18 protein-coding genes are annotated in these 23,121 nt (G+C 36.6%); 12 read left to right on the top strand and 6 right to left on the bottom strand.

The window, feature by feature from the left end:
- Positions 1-168 precede the first annotated feature (168 nt).
- A complete protein-coding gene (folD, locus tag E2R67_RS15100) occupies positions 169-1,023 on the bottom strand; it encodes a bifunctional methylenetetrahydrofolate dehydrogenase/methenyltetrahydrofolate cyclohydrolase FolD (protein ID WP_134291780.1) in 855 nt (284 codons plus the stop codon).
- Positions 1,024-1,215: 192 nt separating this feature from the next.
- Between folD and E2R67_RS15105 the strand changes: the two genes are divergently transcribed.
- The 3 genes from E2R67_RS15105 to efpL all read left to right on the top strand — a co-directional run bounded on the left by E2R67_RS15105 (position 1,216) and on the right by efpL (position 4,393).
- Positions 1,216-3,387: an FUSC family membrane protein gene (locus tag E2R67_RS15105; protein WP_134291781.1), complete on the top strand. Its 2,172-nt coding sequence runs from the start codon at positions 1,216-1,218 to the stop codon at positions 3,385-3,387.
- A gap of 89 nt (positions 3,388-3,476) precedes the next feature.
- On the top strand, positions 3,477-3,803 hold the full coding sequence (locus E2R67_RS15110) for a TusE/DsrC/DsvC family sulfur relay protein (protein ID WP_134291782.1): 327 nt from the start codon (positions 3,477-3,479) through the stop codon (positions 3,801-3,803).
- 23 nt (positions 3,804-3,826) lie between these two features.
- Positions 3,827-4,393, top strand: a complete 567-nt coding sequence (gene efpL, locus E2R67_RS15115; RefSeq protein WP_134291783.1) for an elongation factor P-like protein EfpL — start codon at positions 3,827-3,829, stop codon at positions 4,391-4,393.
- 101 nt (positions 4,394-4,494) lie between these two features.
- Here the strand turns inward: efpL and E2R67_RS15120 are convergent, their stop codons facing one another.
- On the bottom strand, positions 4,495-5,346 hold the full coding sequence (locus E2R67_RS15120; RefSeq protein WP_134291784.1) for a hypothetical protein: 852 nt from the start codon (positions 5,344-5,346) through the stop codon (positions 4,495-4,497).
- Positions 5,347-5,604: 258 nt separating this feature from the next.
- Between E2R67_RS15120 and E2R67_RS15125 the strand changes: the two genes are divergently transcribed.
- The 5 genes from E2R67_RS15125 to ptsG all read left to right on the top strand — a co-directional run bounded on the left by E2R67_RS15125 (position 5,605) and on the right by ptsG (position 10,886).
- The gene (locus tag E2R67_RS15125; protein WP_134291785.1) at positions 5,605-6,543 is read left to right on the top strand and encodes an SPFH domain-containing protein; all 939 of its coding nucleotides are present in this window, start codon (positions 5,605-5,607) and stop codon (positions 6,541-6,543) included.
- Positions 6,543-6,998 (top strand): NfeD family protein, encoded by a 456-nt coding sequence (locus E2R67_RS15130; RefSeq protein ID WP_134291786.1) that lies wholly within the window; start codon positions 6,543-6,545, stop codon positions 6,996-6,998. The genes E2R67_RS15125 and E2R67_RS15130 overlap by 1 nt, the downstream gene beginning before the upstream one ends.
- A gap of 108 nt (positions 6,999-7,106) precedes the next feature.
- Entirely contained in the window at positions 7,107-7,454 is a 348-nt protein-coding gene (locus E2R67_RS15135; protein WP_134291787.1) for a putative quinol monooxygenase, read from the top strand.
- 282 nt (positions 7,455-7,736) lie between these two features.
- Positions 7,737-9,167 (top strand): ATP-dependent RNA helicase DbpA, encoded by a 1,431-nt coding sequence (gene dbpA, locus E2R67_RS15140; RefSeq protein ID WP_208379548.1) that lies wholly within the window; start codon positions 7,737-7,739, stop codon positions 9,165-9,167.
- Between the two features lie 312 nt (positions 9,168-9,479).
- On the top strand, positions 9,480-10,886 hold the full coding sequence (gene ptsG, locus E2R67_RS15145) for a PTS glucose transporter subunit IIBC (protein ID WP_134291788.1): 1,407 nt from the start codon (positions 9,480-9,482) through the stop codon (positions 10,884-10,886).
- A gap of 532 nt (positions 10,887-11,418) precedes the next feature.
- On the opposite strand, the gene E2R67_RS15150 is transcribed toward ptsG, so the two are convergent.
- The 3 genes from E2R67_RS15150 to E2R67_RS15160 all read right to left on the bottom strand — a co-directional run bounded on the left by E2R67_RS15150 (position 11,419) and on the right by E2R67_RS15160 (position 15,441).
- Positions 11,419-12,654, bottom strand: coding sequence for a polysaccharide lyase family 7 protein (locus E2R67_RS15150; RefSeq protein WP_134291789.1), 1,236 nt, complete (start codon positions 12,652-12,654; stop codon positions 11,419-11,421).
- A 622-nt stretch (positions 12,655-13,276) separates the two neighbouring features.
- A complete protein-coding gene (locus E2R67_RS15155; protein ID WP_134291790.1) occupies positions 13,277-14,707 on the bottom strand; it encodes an ATP-binding protein in 1,431 nt (476 codons plus the stop codon).
- A complete protein-coding gene (locus E2R67_RS15160; RefSeq protein ID WP_134291791.1) occupies positions 14,707-15,441 on the bottom strand; it encodes a response regulator in 735 nt (244 codons plus the stop codon). The genes E2R67_RS15155 and E2R67_RS15160 overlap by 1 nt, the downstream gene beginning before the upstream one ends.
- A gap of 587 nt (positions 15,442-16,028) precedes the next feature.
- Here E2R67_RS15160 and E2R67_RS15165 point away from each other — a divergent pair.
- From E2R67_RS15165 to nspC, 4 genes are all read left to right on the top strand, one after another.
- A complete protein-coding gene (locus E2R67_RS15165) occupies positions 16,029-17,441 on the top strand; it encodes a diaminobutyrate--2-oxoglutarate transaminase family protein (RefSeq protein ID WP_134291792.1) in 1,413 nt (470 codons plus the stop codon).
- Positions 17,441-18,919: a pyridoxal phosphate-dependent decarboxylase family protein gene (locus tag E2R67_RS15170; RefSeq protein WP_134291793.1), complete on the top strand. Its 1,479-nt coding sequence runs from the start codon at positions 17,441-17,443 to the stop codon at positions 18,917-18,919. Before E2R67_RS15165 ends, E2R67_RS15170 begins: the two co-directional genes overlap by 1 nt.
- A gap of 146 nt (positions 18,920-19,065) precedes the next feature.
- Entirely contained in the window at positions 19,066-20,286 is a 1,221-nt protein-coding gene (locus E2R67_RS15175) for a carboxynorspermidine synthase (protein WP_134291794.1), read from the top strand.
- Between the two features lie 93 nt (positions 20,287-20,379).
- Positions 20,380-21,522 carry a carboxynorspermidine decarboxylase gene (gene nspC / locus E2R67_RS15180; protein WP_243837038.1) on the top strand — a complete coding sequence of 381 codons (1,143 nt, stop codon included), beginning with the start codon at positions 20,380-20,382 and terminating at the stop codon, positions 21,520-21,522.
- Positions 21,523-21,755: 233 nt separating this feature from the next.
- Here the strand turns inward: nspC and E2R67_RS15185 are convergent, their stop codons facing one another.
- On the bottom strand, positions 21,756-22,910 hold the full coding sequence (locus E2R67_RS15185; protein ID WP_134291795.1) for an IS30 family transposase: 1,155 nt from the start codon (positions 22,908-22,910) through the stop codon (positions 21,756-21,758).
- Between the last annotated feature and the right edge of the window lie 211 nt (positions 22,911-23,121).

Raw genomic sequence — 23,121 nt, forward strand, 5'->3', positions numbered from 1 at the left:
CACAATTTAAGTTGGAGGGAAAACGTGAGCGAAGTTATCCGAGGTGTTTAAAAGCGTCTAAAAATCGATATCCAGTGGCGAAAAGTAAATATGCCGTTCACCTTAAGTGAACGGCATTAGCTTAAGCAGTCTTTTTTTTTAAACTTTAAATAATAAAAAATTAAAAGCTTAAGAGTGATATTCGTTACAAGCAAGTAATGTATTTTCAATCAACGTCGCCACCGTCATTGGTCCAACGCCACCAGGTACAGGTGAAATCCAAGACGCTTTTTCTTTTGCAACTTCAAATTCAACATCACCAGTGATGGTGCCGTTATCTAGACGGTTAATACCAACATCAAGCACCACTGCACCTTCTCTAACCCATTCACCCGGAATAAAATTCGCTTTACCACGTGCCACAACTAATATCTCAGCTTGACGAACATGGTACTCCAAATCTTCAGTAAATCGATGACAAGTAGTGGTTGTACAGCCTGCTAATAATAATTCTAATGTCATTGGTCGCCCAACAATATTTGAAGCACCAACTACCACAGCATGCTTGCCTCTTAAATCAACGCCAATATGCTCAAGCATAGTGATCATACCGCGAGGTGTACAAGATCTTAATAAAGGAATACGTTGTGCTAAACGACCTACATTGTATGGGTGGAAGCCATCAACGTCTTTGCTTGGTTTAATACGCTCAATCACAGAAGTTTGATCAAGCCCTTCAGGTAATGGAAATTGAACTAATATACCGTCAATTGTCGCATCTTCATTTAATTCATCAATCAAGGCTAATAAATCCGCTTGAGTCGTGGATTCTGGTAAATCATAAGCTTTAGAAGTAAACCCCACTTTTTCACAAGTACGGCGTTTACTTTGCACATAAATTTGTGACGCTGGGTCTCCGCCAACCAATACAACAGCGAGTCCGGGTACACGTAAACCTTTCTCTTTTCTTAAATTGACACCTTCTGTTACTTTATCGGTTATAGCGGCAGCAATCGCTTTTCCATCAATGATTTGTGCAGACATCGAGCATTTCTCTTTTGAGTTAATAGAATTCTTTGCTATTGTCGCAAAACTGACTTGAGATGTCACAACAAACATCAAAAAACTAATAACTTTGCTTATAAACTTTTAGATTAAGATCAACCACTTGATTTGCGATGTCTTTATACTCAATTTTTTAGTCAGATTCTAATAAATTCAACAAAGAAGCCAACTATGACGCATTCTTTTACCTTAATGTTAAGACGATTAATCTCAGACTCAAATACTCATTTAGGGTTTAGAGTGTTGATCGCCATGTCTTGCACTTTTATACCTGCCCTATTTGATTTTCATCCTGCATTTTTTGAACAATCTAATTTACAAATATCAACTGCGTTATGCTTAGGTGTAATGGCAAGTGCTATCGTAGAAGTGGATGAAAACACCAAGGACAGACAAAAATTTATCATCACGGTTATCGCCTGCTTTTTTATTGCATCAGCTAGTGTCGAGTTACTCCTTCCCTACCCTATTTTATTTGCATTAGGTTTAGGCTCATCAAGCTTTGTTTTTATGATGCTTTCAAGTTTAGGTACACATTACAGCCGTATTGGATTTGGTGCGATACTGGTTGCGATTTATACCATGGTTGGTCATCAAGCAAACAGCAATTGGTTCGAACAACCGCTACTACTTGCGATAGGCGCACTTTGGTATGGTTTATTTGCTATTACTTGGTCTCATTTAAGTCCCAATCGAACCCTACGTGAGCAATTAGCCCAATTATTTTTTGTGCTGAGTCGTTACCAACGACAAAAATCTGAATTATTTGACACTCAATTAGGTAACTCTAGAAAAGCCATTATTGAAACAAGACAAAAATTAGCCGTATTAAACATCAGTATTGTGTTTCGCTTAGCGATGGCCAAAAACATGATCAAGGGGCAATATCAAAACAATAAACAACAAGATGAACTCAGTTTATTAAATCAATACTATTTAATTGCAGAACAAATTCATGAACGTATTAGTGCCAGTCAATACTTATATAGCCAACTGGAGCACACCTTTGGCCGAACTCATATATTAGAAGGTTTTCATCAACTGTTTTTACAACTTAGTGAAGATTGCTACCAATTGGGAGCATCCATTAATGACAAAAAACAATACCAACATACAAAACGATTAAAGTGGACAGTTAAAGCCTTGGCAGATCAGTTATTTTTATTAAAACAAAAACTGCAAACAATTGATAACAACCAAGAAGCCATGCAAGCATTACAAGCGATTTACGATAACCTCAATGGTATTGATAACCTACTTGTTTCATTACCAGAAAAAGGTCAAGACTTGCCAGTTATTGTCGTTGATCATGATGAAGACACATCGACTCACTTTTGGTCAAAATTAGTCAATGCTTACCAGCAAAAAACAGCTATTTATAAACATGCCGTTCGTATTAGTTTATCGCTTGTTTTTGCTTCTTTCTTACACTTTCAATTCCAACTTGAGAATGGATTTTGGATATTGTTGACCGTCTTATTTGTTTGTCAGCCTAGTTTTAGTGAAACACGAAAGCGTTTATTTCGTCGTAGCTTTGGTACTTTATTAGGCATTGCGATTAGCTTTCCGGCATTACTTTTTATAGAAAACCCAATAACACAAGTACTATTAATGATTTTATCGGCGTTTTTGTTTTTTAACTATGTCAGAACTAACTATGGCTTGGCGGTTATATTTATAACCTTATTCGTTATGTTAGTTTCAAATATTCAAAAGAATACAGGAATAGACGTGTTATCAGGACGTGTAATAGAAACCTTAGCAGGTTGTTTATTAAGCGTGCTCGCTATTAGCTTTATTTATCCTGATTGGCAATTTAAACGCTTTCCGTCGTTAGCCAATGAGTTATTAACCCAAAGCAGTCGCTACTTTAAACAAGTTGCACAGCAATATGAATTTGGCCGCAGTGAAAATATGGCCTTTCGTAAAGCACGTTTTTTATCTTTTAAAGCCGATTCATCAATCACTAGCGCTTGGCAAAGCATGTTATTTGAGCCTAATTCTAAGCAGCACTTTAAAAAAGAAGTTTATGGGTTAGTCAATCGCTGTGATGCGCTTAATTGTTATATTGCAGCGCTGTCTTCACATCGACAAAAAATACAATCTGAAGATGACTTTGTTATCTTACAAAAGTTATTTGAACTAACATCACAACAAATTTTATATACATATCGTCCTGAACTTAAAGATAAATTAGAGGATCAGATAGAAATTGAATCCTTTGAACGTTACAAAAACTCAGTCTCCGATGAGTCAAAATTAACTATAGAGCAATTACGCCTTATCGCTTATACGGCGATTGATATTCAAGTTTTATTACGGGAAATTAAACTTAAAGACTAAGATTCATTGTTTTTGAATAGGCAACCTAGTTATTTTAATATAGAATTTTGCAGCAATTAACAGTTCTTCAATGGCATAGAGGATTCAACTTGATATTCAAGGATCAAGAAATAGCAACTGATGCACAAGGTTACTTACTAGACTCCACACTTTGGAGCGATGAGTTAGCAGCAGAGATTGCACAGTTAGAAACCATAATAATGACCGATGAGCATTGGCAAGTGGTTTATTTTGTTCGTGAATTTTACGAACAATTTAATACATCACCAGCAATTCGAGCATTAGTTAAAGCAATGCAAAATAAATACGGTAAAGAAAAAATAACTAGCCGTTATTTATACCGATTATTCCCAGATGGGCCAGCTAAACAAGCAACAAAAATTGCAGGTTTACCTAAACCTGCACGTTGCATTTAAGCACTAAGTAAAGGAAGTATAAGATGCCTAAGGCAAGTGATATTAAAAAAAATACAGCGATTGAATTTAACAATAGCGTTTACATTGTCAAAGATATTGAGCGTTCAGTACCGCAAGGTCGCGCAGGTGGTAGTTTATATCGCATGCGTATGTACGATGTAGTTTCAGGTGCTAAAACAGATGAAACTTTCAAAGACAGTGATATGTTAAATTTAGCTGACTTAATTCGTCGTAACGTTATGTTTTCATACGTTGATGGTGACCAATTAGTGTTTATGGATAATGAAGATTACACACCGTACAACTTAAACAAAGAAGCGATTGCTGAAGAAGCGCTATTCATTGATGAAAACACTCAGGGTCTTCAAGTTGTTATCGTTGACGGTTCTCCTGTAGGCGTTGAACTACCAGCAAGTGTAGATTTGGAAATCGTTGAAACAGATCCTTCAATCAAAGGCGCTTCAGCCTCAGCACGAACAAAACCTGCGACATTATCAACAGGTTTAATCGTACAAGTACCAGAGCATATTTCTACGGGTGATAAAATTCGTGTGAATACCGCAGAAAAGAAATTTATGGGTCGCGCATAAATTATCAAGTAATTTCTGAATAGCTTCTGAATCATTTTCAGAATCTCTTTTATAAAAAACCGATATTTATCTATCGGTTTTTTTAAAAGCGCAGCTAAAGCTTAATCAATCAACTGACAATTATTTATGTAAAAGCGATTTAAGCTTTTATCCCTACCGGCTAGCATAACTCTCACATCCTCCTTCTTAACTAACTCCTTTAATAAGCTTTCATCATCATCGACATGAAATAAGAAAATAGGTACACCTTTTAATGCACTTTCAGCTTTTTGACCATAATAAGGGTTATTTTTATCACCATATTTCATAGTAATGGCAGATAAGTTATTAAAATAATAAGCCATTTTAAATAGGTTCGCTGAAATAGTTGCGAATATGTTATTTTCAGGGAGCGGACGTCCTGCAAATAAAGTTTTAAAACCGGCATCCGAATAATCAGCTAAACGAAAAGGATTAGAACCTTCTAAGTAAAGTCTATCTTTAAGTGAATTATTTTTACTAATTTCATTTAACCTCACAATTGATCTTTTCGTTTCAGCAGAACTAATTCTATCTAGGTTTTTATAATCAAGCCAAAAATAATGTCCATCGCCAACTGCTTTGAATAATTTTTCTAAAGTTAATAACTCTCCATTTTTTTTTAAATAGATTAAGTTACCATCTTTGTCTTTTTTAGGAGGACTATGAGACACGATAAATTTATCTAATTTTGTGTCGTAATAAAAATCAAACTCAGCTCCTAAAGCTCCTAGCTCAAAAGCTTTTTGTAAAGCAGCAATACTATTTTGTTCTTCTTTCGAGGTATAAATTCCTCTTGCAGACCAAATTTTATGACAATCATTATAAATATCTTTACGTTTTATTTGGGAAATTTGTGCATCAACATAAAAATTTGTTACGTTATAAATTATAAGAATTAACAAAAAAAAGATTAATACTATTTTTTTTCTCACAAGAAAATCCTTTCAATATTATTGGTTCACGAATAACAGATTATTTTTAATATTTATTCTATATTAAATAGTTAACTAATATAACAAATGAAAATAAAATTATATTTCTTGTATAACGAATATAGACAATTTCTTTAATTTTAATATTCCTTGGGTTTCTTTTATGGGTCAATCACATCACATGTAATTATCAGTATAATAAAGATCAACAACCTGTTATTTTAGGCTAACTACTTAACTTTACTAAAGGCATAAAACATGGATTTTTTAATCGAATATTTACTAAGAGTTGAAGTATTTGTTCTTATTTTGGTGATTGTTGTACTAAAGAAATCAATCATCTTTGTTCCACAAAACAGAGCTTTTTTAATAGAGCGTTTTGGTAAATATCAATCAACACGTGAAGCGGGTTTAAATTTCTTAGTCCCTTTCATTGATCAAATTGGCGCGGACCGTTCATTAAAAGAACAAGCTGTTGATGTTCCAAGCCAAAGTGCAATCACAAAAGATAATATTTCATTAAGCGTTGACGGTGTCCTGTACTTTAGGGTATTGGATTCTTATAAAGCGACTTATGGTGTTGATGATTACGTTTTTGCTGTAACACAATTAGCCCAAACCACTATGCGTTCAGAACTTGGTAAAATGGAACTTGATAAAACCTTTGAAGAACGAGATGTGCTTAATACCAACATAGTGGCATCAATTAATGATGCGGCTGGTCCTTGGGGTATTCAGGTTTTACGTTATGAAATAAAAGACATTGTTCCACCACAAACGGTAATGGAAGCAATGGAAACGCAAATGAAAGCGGAACGTATCAAACGAGCGCAAATATTAGAGTCTGAAGGTGATAGACAAGCTGCAATCAACGTTGCTGAAGGTAAAAAGCGTTCAGTGGTACTAAACGCGGAAGCCGAAAAAGAAGAGCAAGTACTGCGAGCACAAGGTGAAGCACAAGCAATTATTGCAGTAGCACAGGCGCAAGCAGAATCTCTAAAAATGGTTGGTGAAGCAGCTAATACAGAAGAAGGTCAAAAAGCAGTACAATTAGATTTAGCAACGAAAGCGATTGAAGCTAAAGCAGCAATAGCGAAAGAATCATCTGTTGTTCTATTACCTGATAGCGGTAATGATGCAGCATCTATGGTTGCTCAAGCAATGACTATTATCACTAGCTTAAATAAAGGAAAATAATGGAATACTTTCTTTCACATCTACCCCAAGCATTAGTCGTCATAGGATTAGTATTACTCGCCATTGAAATATTGGTGATGGGATTTTCTACCTTCGTGTTACTTTTCATCGCGATCGGTACGATAATCACAGGTGGCCTGATGATGTTAGGACTCATTCCTGAAACAATGCTTGTCGCTTTATCTGCAACAGCAATCATCTCTACTATCGTTGCACTAGTTAGTTGGAAACCAATGAAACTAATGCAAAATAAGGTTGAATCGAACCAAGTAGATAATGATGTGATCGGGTATCAATTTATGCTGCCAGCGGATCTAGAACTCGGTAAAACGATCACTTATCATTATTCAGGAATTGATTGGAAAGTCAGAGCAAAAGAAGCCTTGGCGGTAGGTACTGAAGTTAAAATAATTAAAATGGACGTTGGCATGTTAACTGTCGAACGCGCAGAGTAAGTTACTGATAACAAATCCAATAGGTAGGCATTTCAATGCTTACCTATTATTATTTCGTTCAAATTTCTAACTATCCCTCAACACACTATAACTTATTTAGGAAATGAGATGTCACAAAAAGTTTATTGCATTGCTATGTTTAGAGCCAAACCTGGTAAAGAAGATGCTTTATTTAAAGTACTACAATCATTAGAAGCAAATGCACTTCGCGAAGATGGCTGTATACAATATATCACCACAAGACATGTACAAAGTGACTTTGCGACAGGTGAGAGTTTCCCAATTGTATTCAACGAAATATGGGAAAATAAAGCCGCATTCGAAGCACATTGTCAGCGTAAAGAAATCGTAGCCTTTTTTGAACGTGAATGTGTCAGTGAACAGGGTTTAGTTGAAGCACACAATGTTTGTGTTTATAGCGACGAACCAAATAATTACGACGCACCTGTTTTATAAGAATGTACGAATACGGTATTTATTCCCATGTTAGGGTCTGTTGATCTTTCAAGGTTAAATTTACAGCAGTCTGTTTAGTATTTAGGCAAGGCAGAGCCTATGTAGTGTGGTTATTCCCCATAAATGGGCGATAACGTAGCATTAATGCCAAACAGGCGCTAATAAATACCCTGTTTATTTACGCCTTCTTAATCTCACTGCTAAGCCCTTTTTTACCCTCTCGCTAAAAACCTAATTTCAAAACAACGACAATAATTTTTGTGACCAATGAGACAACCTGTTATGGTAGCGCTAATTATTACACCACAATCAGGAATTATTACCGTGAGTGAAACCTCTTTTGCAACTTTGCCATTATCAGAAAGCCTTTTAAGCAATTTAGCTTCTTTAAAATACAACAAGATGACTGAAATACAGGCTCAATCTTTACCATTAATTTTAAATGGAGAAGATGTTATCGCACAGGGTAAAACAGGCTCAGGTAAAACGGCTGCGTTTACTTTAGGGCTTTTACACAACTTAAATGTCAAAAAGTTTAGAATTCAGTCTTTAGTTATTTGTCCAACACGAGAATTGGCAGATCAAGTCGCGGCTGATATCAGAAAATTAGCCCGCTCAATTCATAACATTAAAGTATTAACCTTATGCGGTGGAATACCACTCAGCCCACAAGCGGCTTCCCTTGAGCATGGTGCACATATCATTGTCGGAACGCCAGGACGTATTCAAGATCATCTAACAAGAGGATCATTAGACCTTCAACATTTAAATACTTTAGTGCTAGACGAAGCCGATAGAATGCTGGAAATGGGCTTTCAAGATGCAATTGATACAGTTATTGAACATTGTCCTAACCAACGCCAAACGCTATTATTTAGTGCGACTTATCCTGAGCAAATTGAGAAAGTCGCTAAACGCATCATGAACTCACCGAAGCAAGTGACTGTGACTACAACACACGATAACAGCATTATCGACCAAACTTTTTATAAAGTACAAAACCACCAAGATAGAATGCTAGCCTTGCGTTTATTACTTAACCGCTATTTACCAGATTCAAGCGTTGTTTTCTGCAACACTAAACGTGAAGTACAAGAAGTGGCAGATGAATTAGCGAACCGTGGTTATAGCGCAATCGCAATTCACGGAGATCTAGAGCAAAAGGATCGTGACCAAGCATTGATTCGTTTTGCGAATAAAAGTGTACGTATTCTAGTCGCCACCGATGTCGCTGCGCGTGGATTGGATATCGATAACTTAAGCGCCGTGTTTAACTTCCATGTTGCACATGATCAAGAAGTTCATGTTCATCGTATTGGCCGCACAGGCCGTGCTGGCAGTAAAGGTTTAGCATTTACTTTCTACAGCAACAAAGATGACCATCGAATTAAATTATTAGAAGATATTTTAGATCGTAATATTAATGCGAGCCCACTGCCTGATGAATCTTTATTAGATATGACTCCACCAGCATCGGAAATGATCACTATCCGTATTGAAGGCGGTAAAAAGCAAAAAATTAGACCGGGTGATATTGTTGGTGCATTAACTGGCCAAGATGGCATTAGTGGGCAACAAGTAGGCAAAATAGTCGCGGCCGATAATTGGTCTTATGTTGCTGTTCAACGTGGCTCATTAAAAGTAGCTTTTAAGAAACTAAGTGAAGGTAAACTGAAAGGTCGTAAATTCAGAGTAATGGTCGTGCGCGGTTAATTAGATATATAGTAATAGCTATTTATTGTTTTACTAATAAATAGCTATCAAATTTTTATAAGCAGCTCTATTTATCCATTCAAATATCCTCTCTTTAATTTTTAATAATACTTCCTCCTAGCTTTTTACTTTAACAAATATAAACACTTAGAAAAATGTGACCAAGAATCACTAATCAGAATTGCTACAGTAAATAACTCAATTTTGTCGTCGATGTCATAAAATATTAAAATTCACATGCATATACTGCCGATGCATAAATAATTCACATCCATGAGTTATTACATACTTTTTAATATAGGAAATATCTAAATGAATATATTTGGTAGTTTACAAAAAGTAGGAACGTCATTAATGCTGCCAGTGTCGGTATTGCCGATTGCTGGTATTTTATTAGGTGTAGGAGCAGCTAAATTTAGCATTCTGCCTGATGTAGTCTCACAATTAATGGAACAAGCAGGTGGGGCAATTTTTGGTAACATGGCTTTATTATTTGCCATCGGTGTGGCACTTGGTTTCACTAAAAATGATGGTGTAGCAGGTTTAGCTGCGGCTGTTGGTTATTACATCATGATGCAAACCATTGAAACTCTTGCGCCCGGAACTAATACAGGGGTATTAGGAGGTATTGTTGCAGGTGGTATTGCAGCTGCAATGTTTAATCGATTCTACAATATTTCCTTACCAGAATATTTAGGATTCTTTGCAGGTAAACGCGCAGTACCTATTATGACGGGGTTTGTTGCAATCATCATGGGTGCAATACTTTCTTTCATTTGGCCACCTGTTGGTAATGCTATTGCATCATTTTCACATTGGGCTGCAAACCAAAATCCAACGGTTGCTTTTGGTATTTACGGTGTCGTTGAACGTTCATTAATTCCATTTGGTCTTCACCATATATGGAACGTCCCTTTCTTCTTTGAAGCTGGATCTTGTGTTAACGCAAATGGTGAACAGTTAAACGGTATTTTAACTTGTTACTTATCTGCAGATGACGCATCGCGTGCAGCGGGCAATGGTTTTGGCCAATTAGCAGGCGGTTACATGTTTAAAATGTTTGGTTTACCTGCTGCTGCGATTGCTATTGCACATTCAGCAAAACCTGAAAACAGAGCAAAAGTAATGGGTATCATGGCTTCCGCTGCGCTAACCTCTTTCTTAACAGGTATCACTGAACCTATTGAGTTTTCGTTTTTATTTGTTGCGCCAATTTTATATGCGATTCACGCATTACTAGCTGGCTCTGCATTTGTTGTAACCAATATGCTAGGCATGGTGCATGGAACATCATTCTCACACGGTTTAATCGACTTCCTCGTGCTATCAGCTAATTCACAAAAAATCATTTACTTTATTGTGATTGGTCTTATTTATGCAACGGTTTATTACACTTTATTTCGTGTAGTGATTAAAGCGCTTAACCTAAAAACACCGGGACGTGAAGATGAAGTACAAGCACAAAAACTAGTTTTAAATAACGAAGAAATGTCTTCAGCATTAGTTGAAGCTTTTGGTGGTAAAGATAACATCATAAACCTAGACGCATGTATTACACGATTACGTATTAGCGTGAAGAATATTGAAGGCGTTGACCAAGCAAAACTGAAAGAATTAGGTGCTGCTGGGGTGGTTATTTCTGGTGATGGCGTACAAGCTATTTTTGGTACTAAATCCGATAATCTTAAAACAGATATGGAAGCATTTTTAGCTAAATAATTACTAATAATTATTAATAATTTACAATTACTAATCACTAAAATATAAAAAGCGACGGTGAACACTAAAGTCGCTTTTTTATTTCCAATCGTTAAGCCTCCCCTTTAAAAATTAAGCTATCACTAGATAAGAAGTTGGATATATTGAAATTTTGGTCGATAACTTTTATTTTCTAGGCGCTATCTACCCTGTTATTTATTCTGGCCACTAATATTAACGCCATGAAATAACAAAATATGCCATCAAAGAAGAACAATACGATCTGCAATCATTAATTAACAAGCTGAAAGAAAATAATTGGAGGTAATAGATAATGACAATATGCCTATCTACATAAAAAAGGGCGAAGTTAGTATTAGACTGATGGAATATAGAATTATAGAAGTAACAATGAGATTAAAATCAACAGCTTCGCTTAGAAAATAAAAAGCTTACCAAAAATGAGATATTCACAGTATGATAAGCTTTAATAAGGTAAGAAATAAAAGCTAAATGACCTGCTTTCATTAGTTACTTAATATAAATAAGATTATTAATCTACTGTTCGAGTGTAACTCATTTCAGTAAAAGTAATTTCACTTACATCAAAGTATTTCTCAAAAAAATCAGCCCAATCACCATCAGCATCACCACTTGCCAATTTAACACCCGTTTCAGGGTTTTGGGCTTGTTGGTAATTACCGAACTTAAAGTACGACTCAGATGAATCATCTACCGTAATAGAGTCAAGTGATTGACCATTTATTTTTATAATTACTTTACCGTGGTCGTTGATTTCTTCAAAATCAAAGCTTTCACCAGAAGTAATAGTTGTTAATAAATGCTTTGTTTCACCTGAACCATCTTCTTTAGCTAGACGAATATAAACATCAAAAATACCATTCATCGCAACACTATCAGAAGAAGTGCCATCTGGTGCATTTTCAAAACCACTTTCATCTAAATCAGCAATATATAATTTAGTAATTGTATCGGTTGTATCTGCGTGATGTTGTGCAACAATTGTTTTAGCTCCTTTATCTAACTTAACAGTTATTTTTGTTTTAAACTCTTCGTACACTTTTGTCATCGCCACACGATAACCACCACTAGATTTAATTTTAAGCTCATGTCTCCAACCATTACCATTATCAGTCACATGTTTTGCAGCTAACGCATCAAATGTCATTTCAATAGGTGATAACGAAATAATATGGTCTTCTGCACCAAGTTCACCTGACTCAGCTTCAAAGACTTCAGAATACTCTTCACATGAACCGTTATATAAAATTTTACCGGTAGATTCACATTCATTACCATAAGTGTCATCATCTGCCCCCTCATCATCAATTGTTCCATCAGTACTCGTTAAAGTAAAATCATCAAAACGACCTTCATCGTCGTAATATTTAGCAAGCACTTCACCTGATGTTTCTGAACCAGAATTGAACGTTACTGTTACTTTCGTCCAATCTGATAAGTCTTTCACATTAGTATATTTTACAGACCCGCCTAAATTAATACCAACTTGACCAGAACCTTTTACATAGGCAGTCAACTGGTAATCAGTATTACTGTTTAAAGACACTTCTTGACCTATTCGGCCCCCTGAAGCTGTAATTTTAGCGGATTTAGAGCCACTGTAGGCGTCACTCGAAATTGCAGATGGATCATCATCACTCCAGTTATCAAAACTATCTTCAAAACCAGAATTATTAATGGTAACAGCCTGTGCTACAGCTGTTAGCATAAACGCAGATAAACCTAATATTATATTTCTTACTTCCATGTAGAAAACCTCTTATGTTGTTTATATCATTACGTATTATTTGAACTTTCAAATGTCATATAGATGTCATCATTTTGAAATTAAAATATGATAGCTATAACGACAACGCATAATGTGCAAAAAATAAGCAACATGAAACAATATTATCTTTGTATTGAGTCTCAACACGCAAAAATAATGAGTAATAATTTCGCACATCATGACTTTTCGCAAATAAAAAATTGCAATAGTCATTTAGAGGTAAAAGCACTAAAATAAGAGATTTTAGAGAATTTCACTTCTTTTTATATATATTAATAAGGTTTTATTTTTATAATTTTAATATTATTTTTTCTTTCATTATTTTGATAACAAAAATTCAGATGGGTTTAAAAAGCTGACAATAATTGTTGATAATTTAACCAAAAAATTTTTATCAAATATTATGATTATTTGGATGAAAAGGGTTAGGAATAAATTTAAAAAGTGAAGTGATTGAAATAAATATTATATAAATAGATCTCGAGTTGTTAACGCCTCGATTGTTTATATAACTTAGATATAGAGGCTTTAAATTAAAGCAAAATGAAATAACAATTATCAAATTTATTAAAAATAAATGAGATTAACAAGTTAATCAAAATTACTCACTATTTGGTAAAACAATACAAACAACTAGCCCACCTTTTAAATGATTAAATAAACGAATATCTCCACCATGTGCCTGAATAATATTCTTTGCAATACCTAATCCTAATCCGTGGCCTTTACTATCATCATGTAAACGTACATAAGGCGTAAAAATTGAGCCTAATTCAGACTCTTTAATCCCAGGGCCTTGATCTTGAATGGTTATAATCAATGAATTAGCAGAGTCCTTTACGTAAACATCAACCTTCTCGCCATACTTCACGCCATTATCAATAAGATTAGATAAACAGCGTTTTAAAGCGTAATACTTGCCTCTATAGGGTCTTTTGCTATCTAGATGTAAAGTGATCTTATCACCCTGCGTCCCCACTATTTGCAATAATAATTGTCGTAAATTAATTTCTTCGATATCTTCATGAATATCTGTTTCTTTCACAATCTGTAACGCCGCTTTAACCAACATTTCTAAATCGTCTAAATCAACATTAAAGGCATCGGTTTGCTTTTCATCATCTAATAATTCAGCACGCAACCGTAAACGAGTAATAGGCGTTTTTAAATCATGAGAAACCGAACGGAACAAAACTTCTCTGTCATCAATATACCGTTGCAGTTTTTCCTGCAAATGATTAAAGGCTCGGGTAGCAGCAATGATCTCACTAGTGCCCTGCTCTTCAATCGGCGGTTTAGAAAAATCAATACTAAATTCACCAGCTGCAGCCGCTAAATTTCTTAATGGTGTCATTAACCAATGAAAGGCTAAATAGATAAGTCCTAGCAAAATTAACTTGATCACAAAGATTGAAACTACTTGTGCAGGTGAAATAAAAACTAAGTCATCTAATAAATAAGGAGGGGGTAATAACGCAGCAAGATATAGCCATTTATCATTATCCAATTTCATCTGTAACACTAAAATAGGTGGTTTAATCGAAGGGACAATGAGATGAGAAGCGCCTAAAGCGGGAGAAAGATATTTAAGCAGCACATTATTGTTAATAGCATGTAGATCATCGGGATCTGAAAATTCTGCCAGTAACTTTCGTTTATCACCGATGTGATCATAAACCGTTTCTTTTATTTCACTTAACACCTCGTCCTTAAGTCGAGTGTCTGGAATCGGCTGAACTTTAATTTCTTTCTTATTCACTGAGATAAAAAACGGAGATCCACCTAATACACGAAGCTGCTCTAGCATCACAGGTAAGTCTCGATCAGGTAATCGCTGGAAAAATGAAATAGTCGTCGCGGCGGTTTTTGCTAAATTTTGTGCATTGGTGATAACCACCTTTCTTTCTGTATTCTTAAATTGGCTCATCCAAAAGAAACTGGTCAAACTTTCAGCCGCAACCAATGCAACAATAGTTAACACTAAGACACGGGATATTAAAGATCCAAATAGCTTTTGAAAGTATGCAATCATTATGTATCTGATTCTGTTTTAATAAATTCAATTTCAGCAATAAACACATAACCTGCGCCACGCACAGTCTTGATGATTTGAGGTTGCTTAGCATCATCGCCTAAATGCTGACGTAAACGACTTAAATGCACATCAATAGCACGTTCATTAGCAAAGGCTTTACGGCCATGTAACTCTTGGCAAATATCATCTCGTGAAACCGCTTTATTAGGGTTCGCGATTAATAACATCAATAACTGATAATCTGCGCCCGTTAACGTTAACAATTCACCATTTTCTCGAGAGACTTTATGTTGCAGAGTATCTAAGGTCCAATCCGCAAACTTAATGAAACGAGGTTTAGCAGTACTTTCTTCTTGAATAAACGTGCTGCGTCGTAATAATGCTTTTACACGAGCCAGTAATTCACGAGGACTAAAAGGTTTAGCAATATAATCGTCTGCGCCAATCTCAAGCCCTAATACACGATCCATTTCATCAGAATTCGCTGTTAGCATAATAATCGGCACATTAGATGTTTTTCTTATACGTTGACACAAGATAAAACCATCATCACCGGGCAACATCACATCTAATATAATCAAATCAGGTTGACTTTCTTTTAAACGTTCAGCCATCGACACACCATCTTCTGCTGATATCACGTCAAAGCTAGCTTTAGCTAAGTACTCAGATAAAAGTTCTCGGATTGATTGGTCATCATCAACGACTAAAATTTGTTTGCTCAACTGCATAAAGTTCCACTTACTATCGACAAAAATAAAAGAATAAAATTAAACGATAAAAATCGGCTACTTTACAACATATAAGCAGATACAAACAATTATCTAAGCAAGTTTATTCGCATGATTGATAGATAAAGCAGAAAAACAGCAATTAATTCTGTGAAACCGCCTTTTAACAGTATTAAATACCCCTAAAAAAACAAAACAAATTAGCAATTGCAAAGTTAATTAAGTTAAACTAATTTTTAAGCTTGCACTGAATAAAAACGGTGATAAAATGCGCGCGTTTTCTAACACACCAATTTCTTATAACGATTAACTATCAACGGAGGCCTATACAATGCAGCATACTTACATTGACTCATCTGAACCTCTAAATCGTTATATAGCACCTCATAATCAATACTTATTACAGTATCGAGAACACACGGTAGAACCTTGAATTTAATTTAAGAGATTCTACCCAAAGCTGTTCCAACAATACTAATAAATAAAATTATTGCTATACCCTGTTTACTCAGTCCGTTTGTATTTATACAAACTGATTTGTGTACTTTATTTTTCCAATTTATTTATCCAAATTAATGGAGTATAAAATGCAAAACGTCCTAAATTTAGCACCAGAATGTAAATTAACAAACGACCAAGAAGTACCAGTAGTTAAAGAAGCTTATGACTTAACACCTGATGAAGTGCTATTAAGCCAAGAACACTATGAATCAGAAGTTCGTTCATATCCTCGTCGTTTACCGATCGCGATTAAAAGCAGTCGAGGTGTGATTGTGGAAGATACTAAAGGTCAAATTTACCTTGATTGTTTAGCGGGCGCAGGCGCATTACCATTAGGCTATAACCACAGTGAAATTAACCAAGTATTAATCAACCAAATTAATGCCGGTGTCCCTTACCAAACGCTAGATATCACGACACCAAGTAAAGATGCTTTCATCAAAGCTGTGATGCAGTTTTTACCAGCCAACTTTGCGAAAACAGCACGCATTCAGTTTTGTGGCCCTTCAGGTGCTGATGCCGTAGAAGCGTCAATTAAACTTGCTAAGTTATACACTAAGCGTAATACCATGATGTCTTTCCACGGTGCTTACCACGGAATGACCAACGGCTCTTTAGCATTAACAGGTAACTTAGGCTCTAAAAGCCGCCGCACAGGATTAATGTCTGATGTTCACTTTATGCCTTTCCCTTACAACTTCCGTTGTAAATTTGGTTTAGGTGGCGAAGAAGGCGCAGCTCAAAGCATTCGCTATATTGAGTCGGTGTTATGTGATGACGAATCAGGTATTACCAAACCAGCTGCGATTATTGTTGAACCAATCCAAGGTGAAGGTGGCGTATTACCAGCACCTAAAAAATGGTTACAGGAATTACGTCGTATCACTACAGAGCACGGTATCTTGCTGATTTTTGATGAAATCCAATGTGGTATTGGCCGTAGTGGTGATCACTTTGCCTTTGAAGAATCAGGTATCGAACCAGATATTCTTATTCTCTCTAAAGCGATTGGTGGCGGCATGCCAATGTCATTGATTCTATTCAATGAAAAATTCGATTGCTGGAACGCAGGCGAACACACAGGTACTTTCCGTGGTAACCAACTTGCAATGGCCAGTGGCGCAAAAACACTAGAAATTATCCAACGCGATAATTTAGCAAAAAATGCTTTTGAACGTGGTGAGCAATTACGTGAAGCACTTCGTCAAATTCAAGCTGACTTCCCACAAATTGGTGAAGTACGTGGTCGTGGTTTAATGAACGGTATTGAAATTGTTAAACCTAATGAATTAAACAACCTAGGCCAAGCAGAAGCAGATCCAGCATTAGCTGCTGCGATTCAACGAGCCGCTTTAGAATTAGGTTTAATCATTGAGAAAGGTGGGCGTCGAGGTGCTATTTTACGTTTCTTACCCCCACTTATTATCAGCGAAACACAAATTAACTTTGTGGCTGAAACCATGGCAAAAGCAGTTAAAATCGCGGTGGAAGCACAATAATGTCTCAAGCTAAAAACTGGACAAGTTACTTCGCTCAGCTTGGTGAAAACCAAGCTTTTGAAGCAGCAACTCAACAGACTCAAAATGCCATTAATGATTTATTTAATAATGCAGACAGCGCTTACTCAGGGCTTGAGCCTACATTACTGAAACAACAACTTAATGCTGTTGATTTCTCACAACCTGCGCCACTAAAAGAAGTGATTGAAACAACTAATGAATTAATCGCTAAAAATTCATTATTGGTTCAGCATCCACATACTATTGCGCATTTGCATACACCGCCTTTAATTGCATCTATTATTGCAGAGCATTTTATTGCGGCATTAAATCAATCAATGGATTCGTGGGATCAAGCACCAGCAGCCACTTACGTAGAACAGCAAATGGTAGATTGGCTATGCAAAACCTACCAACTCGGTGACCGTGCCGATGGCGTATTCACAAGCGGCGGCACGCAAAGTAACTTAATGGGGTTATTGCTTGCACGAGATTGGTTTGCTTATCAACAATCACAACATGATGTACAGCAAGATGGTCTACCAGAGTACGCACAAAAAATGCGTATTATCTGTTCCGACAAAAGTCATTTTACCGTACAAAAATCAGCGTCATTAATGGGCTTAGGCGAACGTAGCGTTGTGTTAGTTAAAACCAATGTACAAGGGCAAATTGATATTGCAGAACTGCAACTGACTATTGATGCATTAAAAGCGCAGGATCTTCTTCCTTTTGCAGTGGTTGGTATGGCAGGCACAACGGATCATGGTGCCATTGATGACTTAGAAGCCGTCGTTAACATTGCACGCGAAGCGGGATGTTGGTCGCATATTGATGGAGCTTATGGTGCAGCATTACAACTCAGCGAACAGCATAAAGCGCGTCTAAAAGGCATTGAACTAGCAGACTCTGTGAGTGTTGACTTCCATAAGTTATTTTACCAAACAATCAGCTGTGGTGCCCTACTCATTAAAAATAAAGCGAACTTTAATACCTTATTACATCATGCGGATTACCTAAACCGTGAAGGTGATGAATTACCTAATTTAGTCGACAAAAGCATCGCAACAACTAAACGTTTTGATGCACTAAAAATGTTTATGACATTGAAAGCCGTTGGCGAAAAACAACTTGGTGAATTCTATGATTATTTATTATCACTCACACAGCAAGTCGCCACTAAAATTGAACACAACAAACACTTTGAATTATGCTGCACACCGCTATTATCAACCGTGTTATTCCGCTTATCGCCTGAGTTGCAAGGTGAATTAAGTGATGTTGCATTCAATCAATTACACCAAACATTACGTTTACAGTTATTAACGTCTGGTGAAGCAGTGATTGCAGAAACTAAGGTAGATGGAAAATTAGTGTTAAAATTCACTTTATTAAACCCATGTTTAACCATCAGTGATTTTGATGCATTAATTGCAAAAATAGAAAATAAAGCACAAGCGTTAATTGCAAATAGTTAATCAGCGCAAATTAACAGTACAGCAAGTACTAATGATAGTCGTAATACTAAAAGCACTATCAATGAGATTACTAACACTGACTAAAACAGTAGTAGTTAGTTAATAAATACAAATAAGAATTAAATATTTAAAATAGGAATTTAACAATGTCTGTACTACAAATTGGCGCCGGTGGCGTAGGTTGGGTTATCGCACATAAATGTGCTCAAAATAATGACGTATTCGGTGATATTACTATTGCTTCACGTACTGTCGCTAAATGTGAAAAAATCATTACTTCTATCAAAGGTCGTAACAACCTTAAAGATCCTAATAAATCGATAACAGCCGTAACGGTTAATGCCGATGACGTTGATGCGTTAATTGCATTAATTAAGCAAGTACAACCAGATTTAGTGATTAATGCAGGCCCTCCTTGGGTTAATGTTGCAATCATGGAAGCCTGTGTACAAACTAAAACCGCTTATCTAGATACTTCAGTCGCAACCGATTTATGTAGCCCAGGCCAACAAGTGCCTGAAGCTTACGACCCACAATGGGCTTTTGCCGATCGTTTCAAAGTCGCTGGCATCACAGGGATTTTAGGTGCAGGTTTTGATCCGGGTGTAGTGAGTGTCTTTGCCACCTACGCACATAAACACTTATTCGACGAAATCGATAGTATTGACGTAATGGACGTGAACGCGGGCGACCACGGTCAAAAGTTTGCAACTAACTTTGACCCAGAAACAAATATGCTTGAAATTCAAGGCGACTCTTTCTACTACGAAGATGGAAATTGGAACCAAGTACCCTGTCATAGCCGCATGATGGAATTTGACTTTCCTGTTGTAGGTAAACAGAAAGTGTACTCAATGGCGCACGATGAAGTCCGCTCAATGGCTGAATTTATTCCAGCTAAACGCATCGAATTTTGGATGGGCTTTTCAGACACTTACCTGAACTACTTTAACGTTATGCGTGATATTGGCCTACTTAACACAGCACCTATTACTACCGTTGACGGCATTACCGTTGAACCATTAAAAGTGTTAAAAGCGATTCTGCCAGATCCAACGTCATTGGCGTCGGGTTATACAGGTAAAACCTGCATTGGTACTTGGTTACGTGGTAAGAAAGACGGCGTGTCAAAAAGTGTCTTTATTTACAACATTTGTGACCATAAAGCGTCTTACAATGAAGTAGAGCATCAAGCGATTTCATACACAACAGGTGTACCTGCCATCACTGCCGCATTACTTTACTTCCAAGGTAAATGGAGCGACAAAGGCTTATACAACGTTGAGCAATTAAATCCAGACCATTTCCTAGAGTTAATGCCAAAAATTGGCCTTACATGGGAAGTGATGGAGCTTGACGCTGAGTAACCGTTAACGTTAACTGACTATAAAAAGGCGAAGTGAATGACTTCGCCTTTTTATTAAAAAATTCTTTTACCCTCTTTGATTACTGAGTCTGCTATGTCACTACAAACCATGCAATTACAAAAAGAAAATTTGAATACGCCCTACTTTATGATCAACGAGCAAGCTTTGATTGATAACCTTGAAAAAGCAAAACTGCTTAAAGAGATTTCAGGTGCTAAATTAGTGCTCGCGTTAAAGTGTTTTTCTACATGGGGAACTTTCGATACCATCAAACCTTATTTAGATGGCACCACCAGCTCAGGCCCTTACGAAGTAAAATTAGGCCACGAGAAGTTTGGCGGTGAAACCCATGCTTACAGCGTCGGTTATTCCCATGCAGATATTGAAGCCGTTAAACCGCTTTCCGATAAAATTATCTTTAACTCATTATCTCAACTTGACGCGCATTACGATAATTGCAAAGACAGCGCCTCATTAGGGTTACGTATCAATCCAGAAATGAGTGTAGCAGGACAAGACTTAGCCAACCCAGCGCGCCCCTATTCTCGTTTAGGTGTAAAACAAGATTTATTAGATTTGAATGTATTAGATAAAGTCGATGGTTTTATGTTTCATATGAACTGTGAAAACAAAGATGTTGATGCCTTTATTCGTGTATTAAATCATATCTCCAATACCTTTGCCGATTACCTCGACCAACTGTCATGGTTAAGTTTAGGCGGCGGCATCTTTTTCACTTATCCAGACTACCCAATAGAGAAACTAGGCCTCGCATTAAAAGCGTTTGCTAACAAACATCAAGTACAAGTGTACCTAGAGCCCGGTGAAGCGATCATCACACGCACCACAGATTTAGTAGTTAGCGTGATAGACATCGTTGAGAACGAAAAGAAAACAGCCATTGTAGACAGCGCCACCGAAGCACATCGTTTAGACACGTTAATTTACAACGAACCCGCATCAGTAAAAGAAGCAACCGCAGGCGCTGAACATCATTATGTGATTGGTTCATGTTCATGTTTAGCTGGCGACCAATTTTGTGAAACGCAATTTGAACAGCCTTTACAGATCGGTCAAAAGTTGCATCTACTAGACAGCGCTGGTTATACCATGGTGAAGTTGAATTGGTTTAATGGGTTAAAAATGCCGAGTATTTATTTTGAGAAAGTAGATGGTGAAATTGAGGTATTGAATGAGTTTGGGTATGAGGATTTTAAAGCGACATTAGGAAGGTAGTGAGATATAAAGAAGCATTCGATGCAGGAATGGTGCTGCTGATTTGATTGCTCTTTAACTCGTCTGCGCTCGTCGTGGCTCTTTTTCTAGTCCCAATGCTCCGCGTTGGGATTCATACTTTCTTATGCATCTTACGATAATGTTTAAGCTCGTCTTCGCTCGTCATAACATTTAGATATTGATTTACTTGGTGTTTCGCCCTGTCGGCGACTTTACTTTTTCTTGGGGTGAATTCAACTTGTCAATGCAACACACTCTTTAAATTTCTCTTCAGGTGTATGAAACCCTAGAGTCTTACGAGGGCGATTATTTAATTTTTTAGCAACTTCATTGAGCTCATCTTGAGAGTATTTTGATAATCCAGTTCCTTTAGGGAAATATTGTCGGAGGAGTCTGTTTGTATTTTCGTTAGACCCTCTTTGCCAAGGACTTTGAGGATCGCAAAAATAAACATCAATATCTGTTTCTTGAGTAAATCTTTTATGGGCTCTTAGCTCAGTCCCTCTATCCCAAGTAAGCGATTTGTATAAGCAACTCGGAAGTGTTTTAGCATGACTAATCAACTGAGTTATAACATCATGTGTGCTTTTACTATCGACTTTCACGAGGCATACATAACGAGTTTGTCGTTCAACTAATGTCGCAATATAACTAGCATGGGTCCCCTCAATCAGATCTCCTTCCCAATGACCAGGTATAGCTCTATCTTCTATAGAAGCTGGGCGTTCACTAATTGAAACAAGATCTTGAATATAACCTCGTTGATTTTTTACTTTTGTTTTTGTTCTTCTTAACCTTGGTTTAGAATGAAGATATTTTAATAGCTCTTTTTTCAGCACTCCGCGAGTTTGAATGTATAAGCTTTTATATATAGTTTCATGCGACACGTGTAAATTCTCATTATTAGGATATTGCAACTTAAGCCAACCCGTTATTTGCTCTGGAGACCAAAATTCTTTAAGTTTTAATGCGACTAATTCACTTAGAGCTGGTTCTAAACTCAGTTTGCATGGCTTAGGTCTTTTAGCACATTCCCATGCTTTCTTATCTGCTTTGCAAGCGCGGTAATTATAAATACCACCATTACGAGCAATCTCTCGACTAACTGTTGAAGGAGCTCTATTTATGCTCTTTGCTATCACTCTTAATGATTTATTTTGAGCAAGACTGCGCGATATTTCCTCTCTTTCAGCTAAGGATAGATGCAGTAAAGAGCGGTGTTTTTTAATTTGTTTAACACCACCATTTCGAGATAATACATCGTAAATAGATGGAGGCAGGCTATTAAGAGATTTTGCTATCGTAGATAAACCTTCTCCTGATTTCCACATCCGCCAGATTTCATCTTTTTCATGCTCTGAAAAATATCTTCTTGGTTTGTTAGCCATAAAATACTCCACTTTTTAACATATCATAAAGTGTTGCACTGATGAGTTGAATCTACCGGTCAGAAGAAAAAGTAAGCAAAAAGACTGACACTGTATGAGTTATAAACATAGGTGACACTTTGTTGCTTATACATAGGTAACAATTTCTTAAACTATAAGTACCCAAAATAAGGAGGTACTTATGCCTTGGAATGAGTTGAACCTAATGGAC

This window comes from Psychromonas algicola (assembly GCF_004378355.1).
Classification (GTDB): Bacteria; Pseudomonadota; Gammaproteobacteria; order Enterobacterales; family Psychromonadaceae; genus Psychromonas.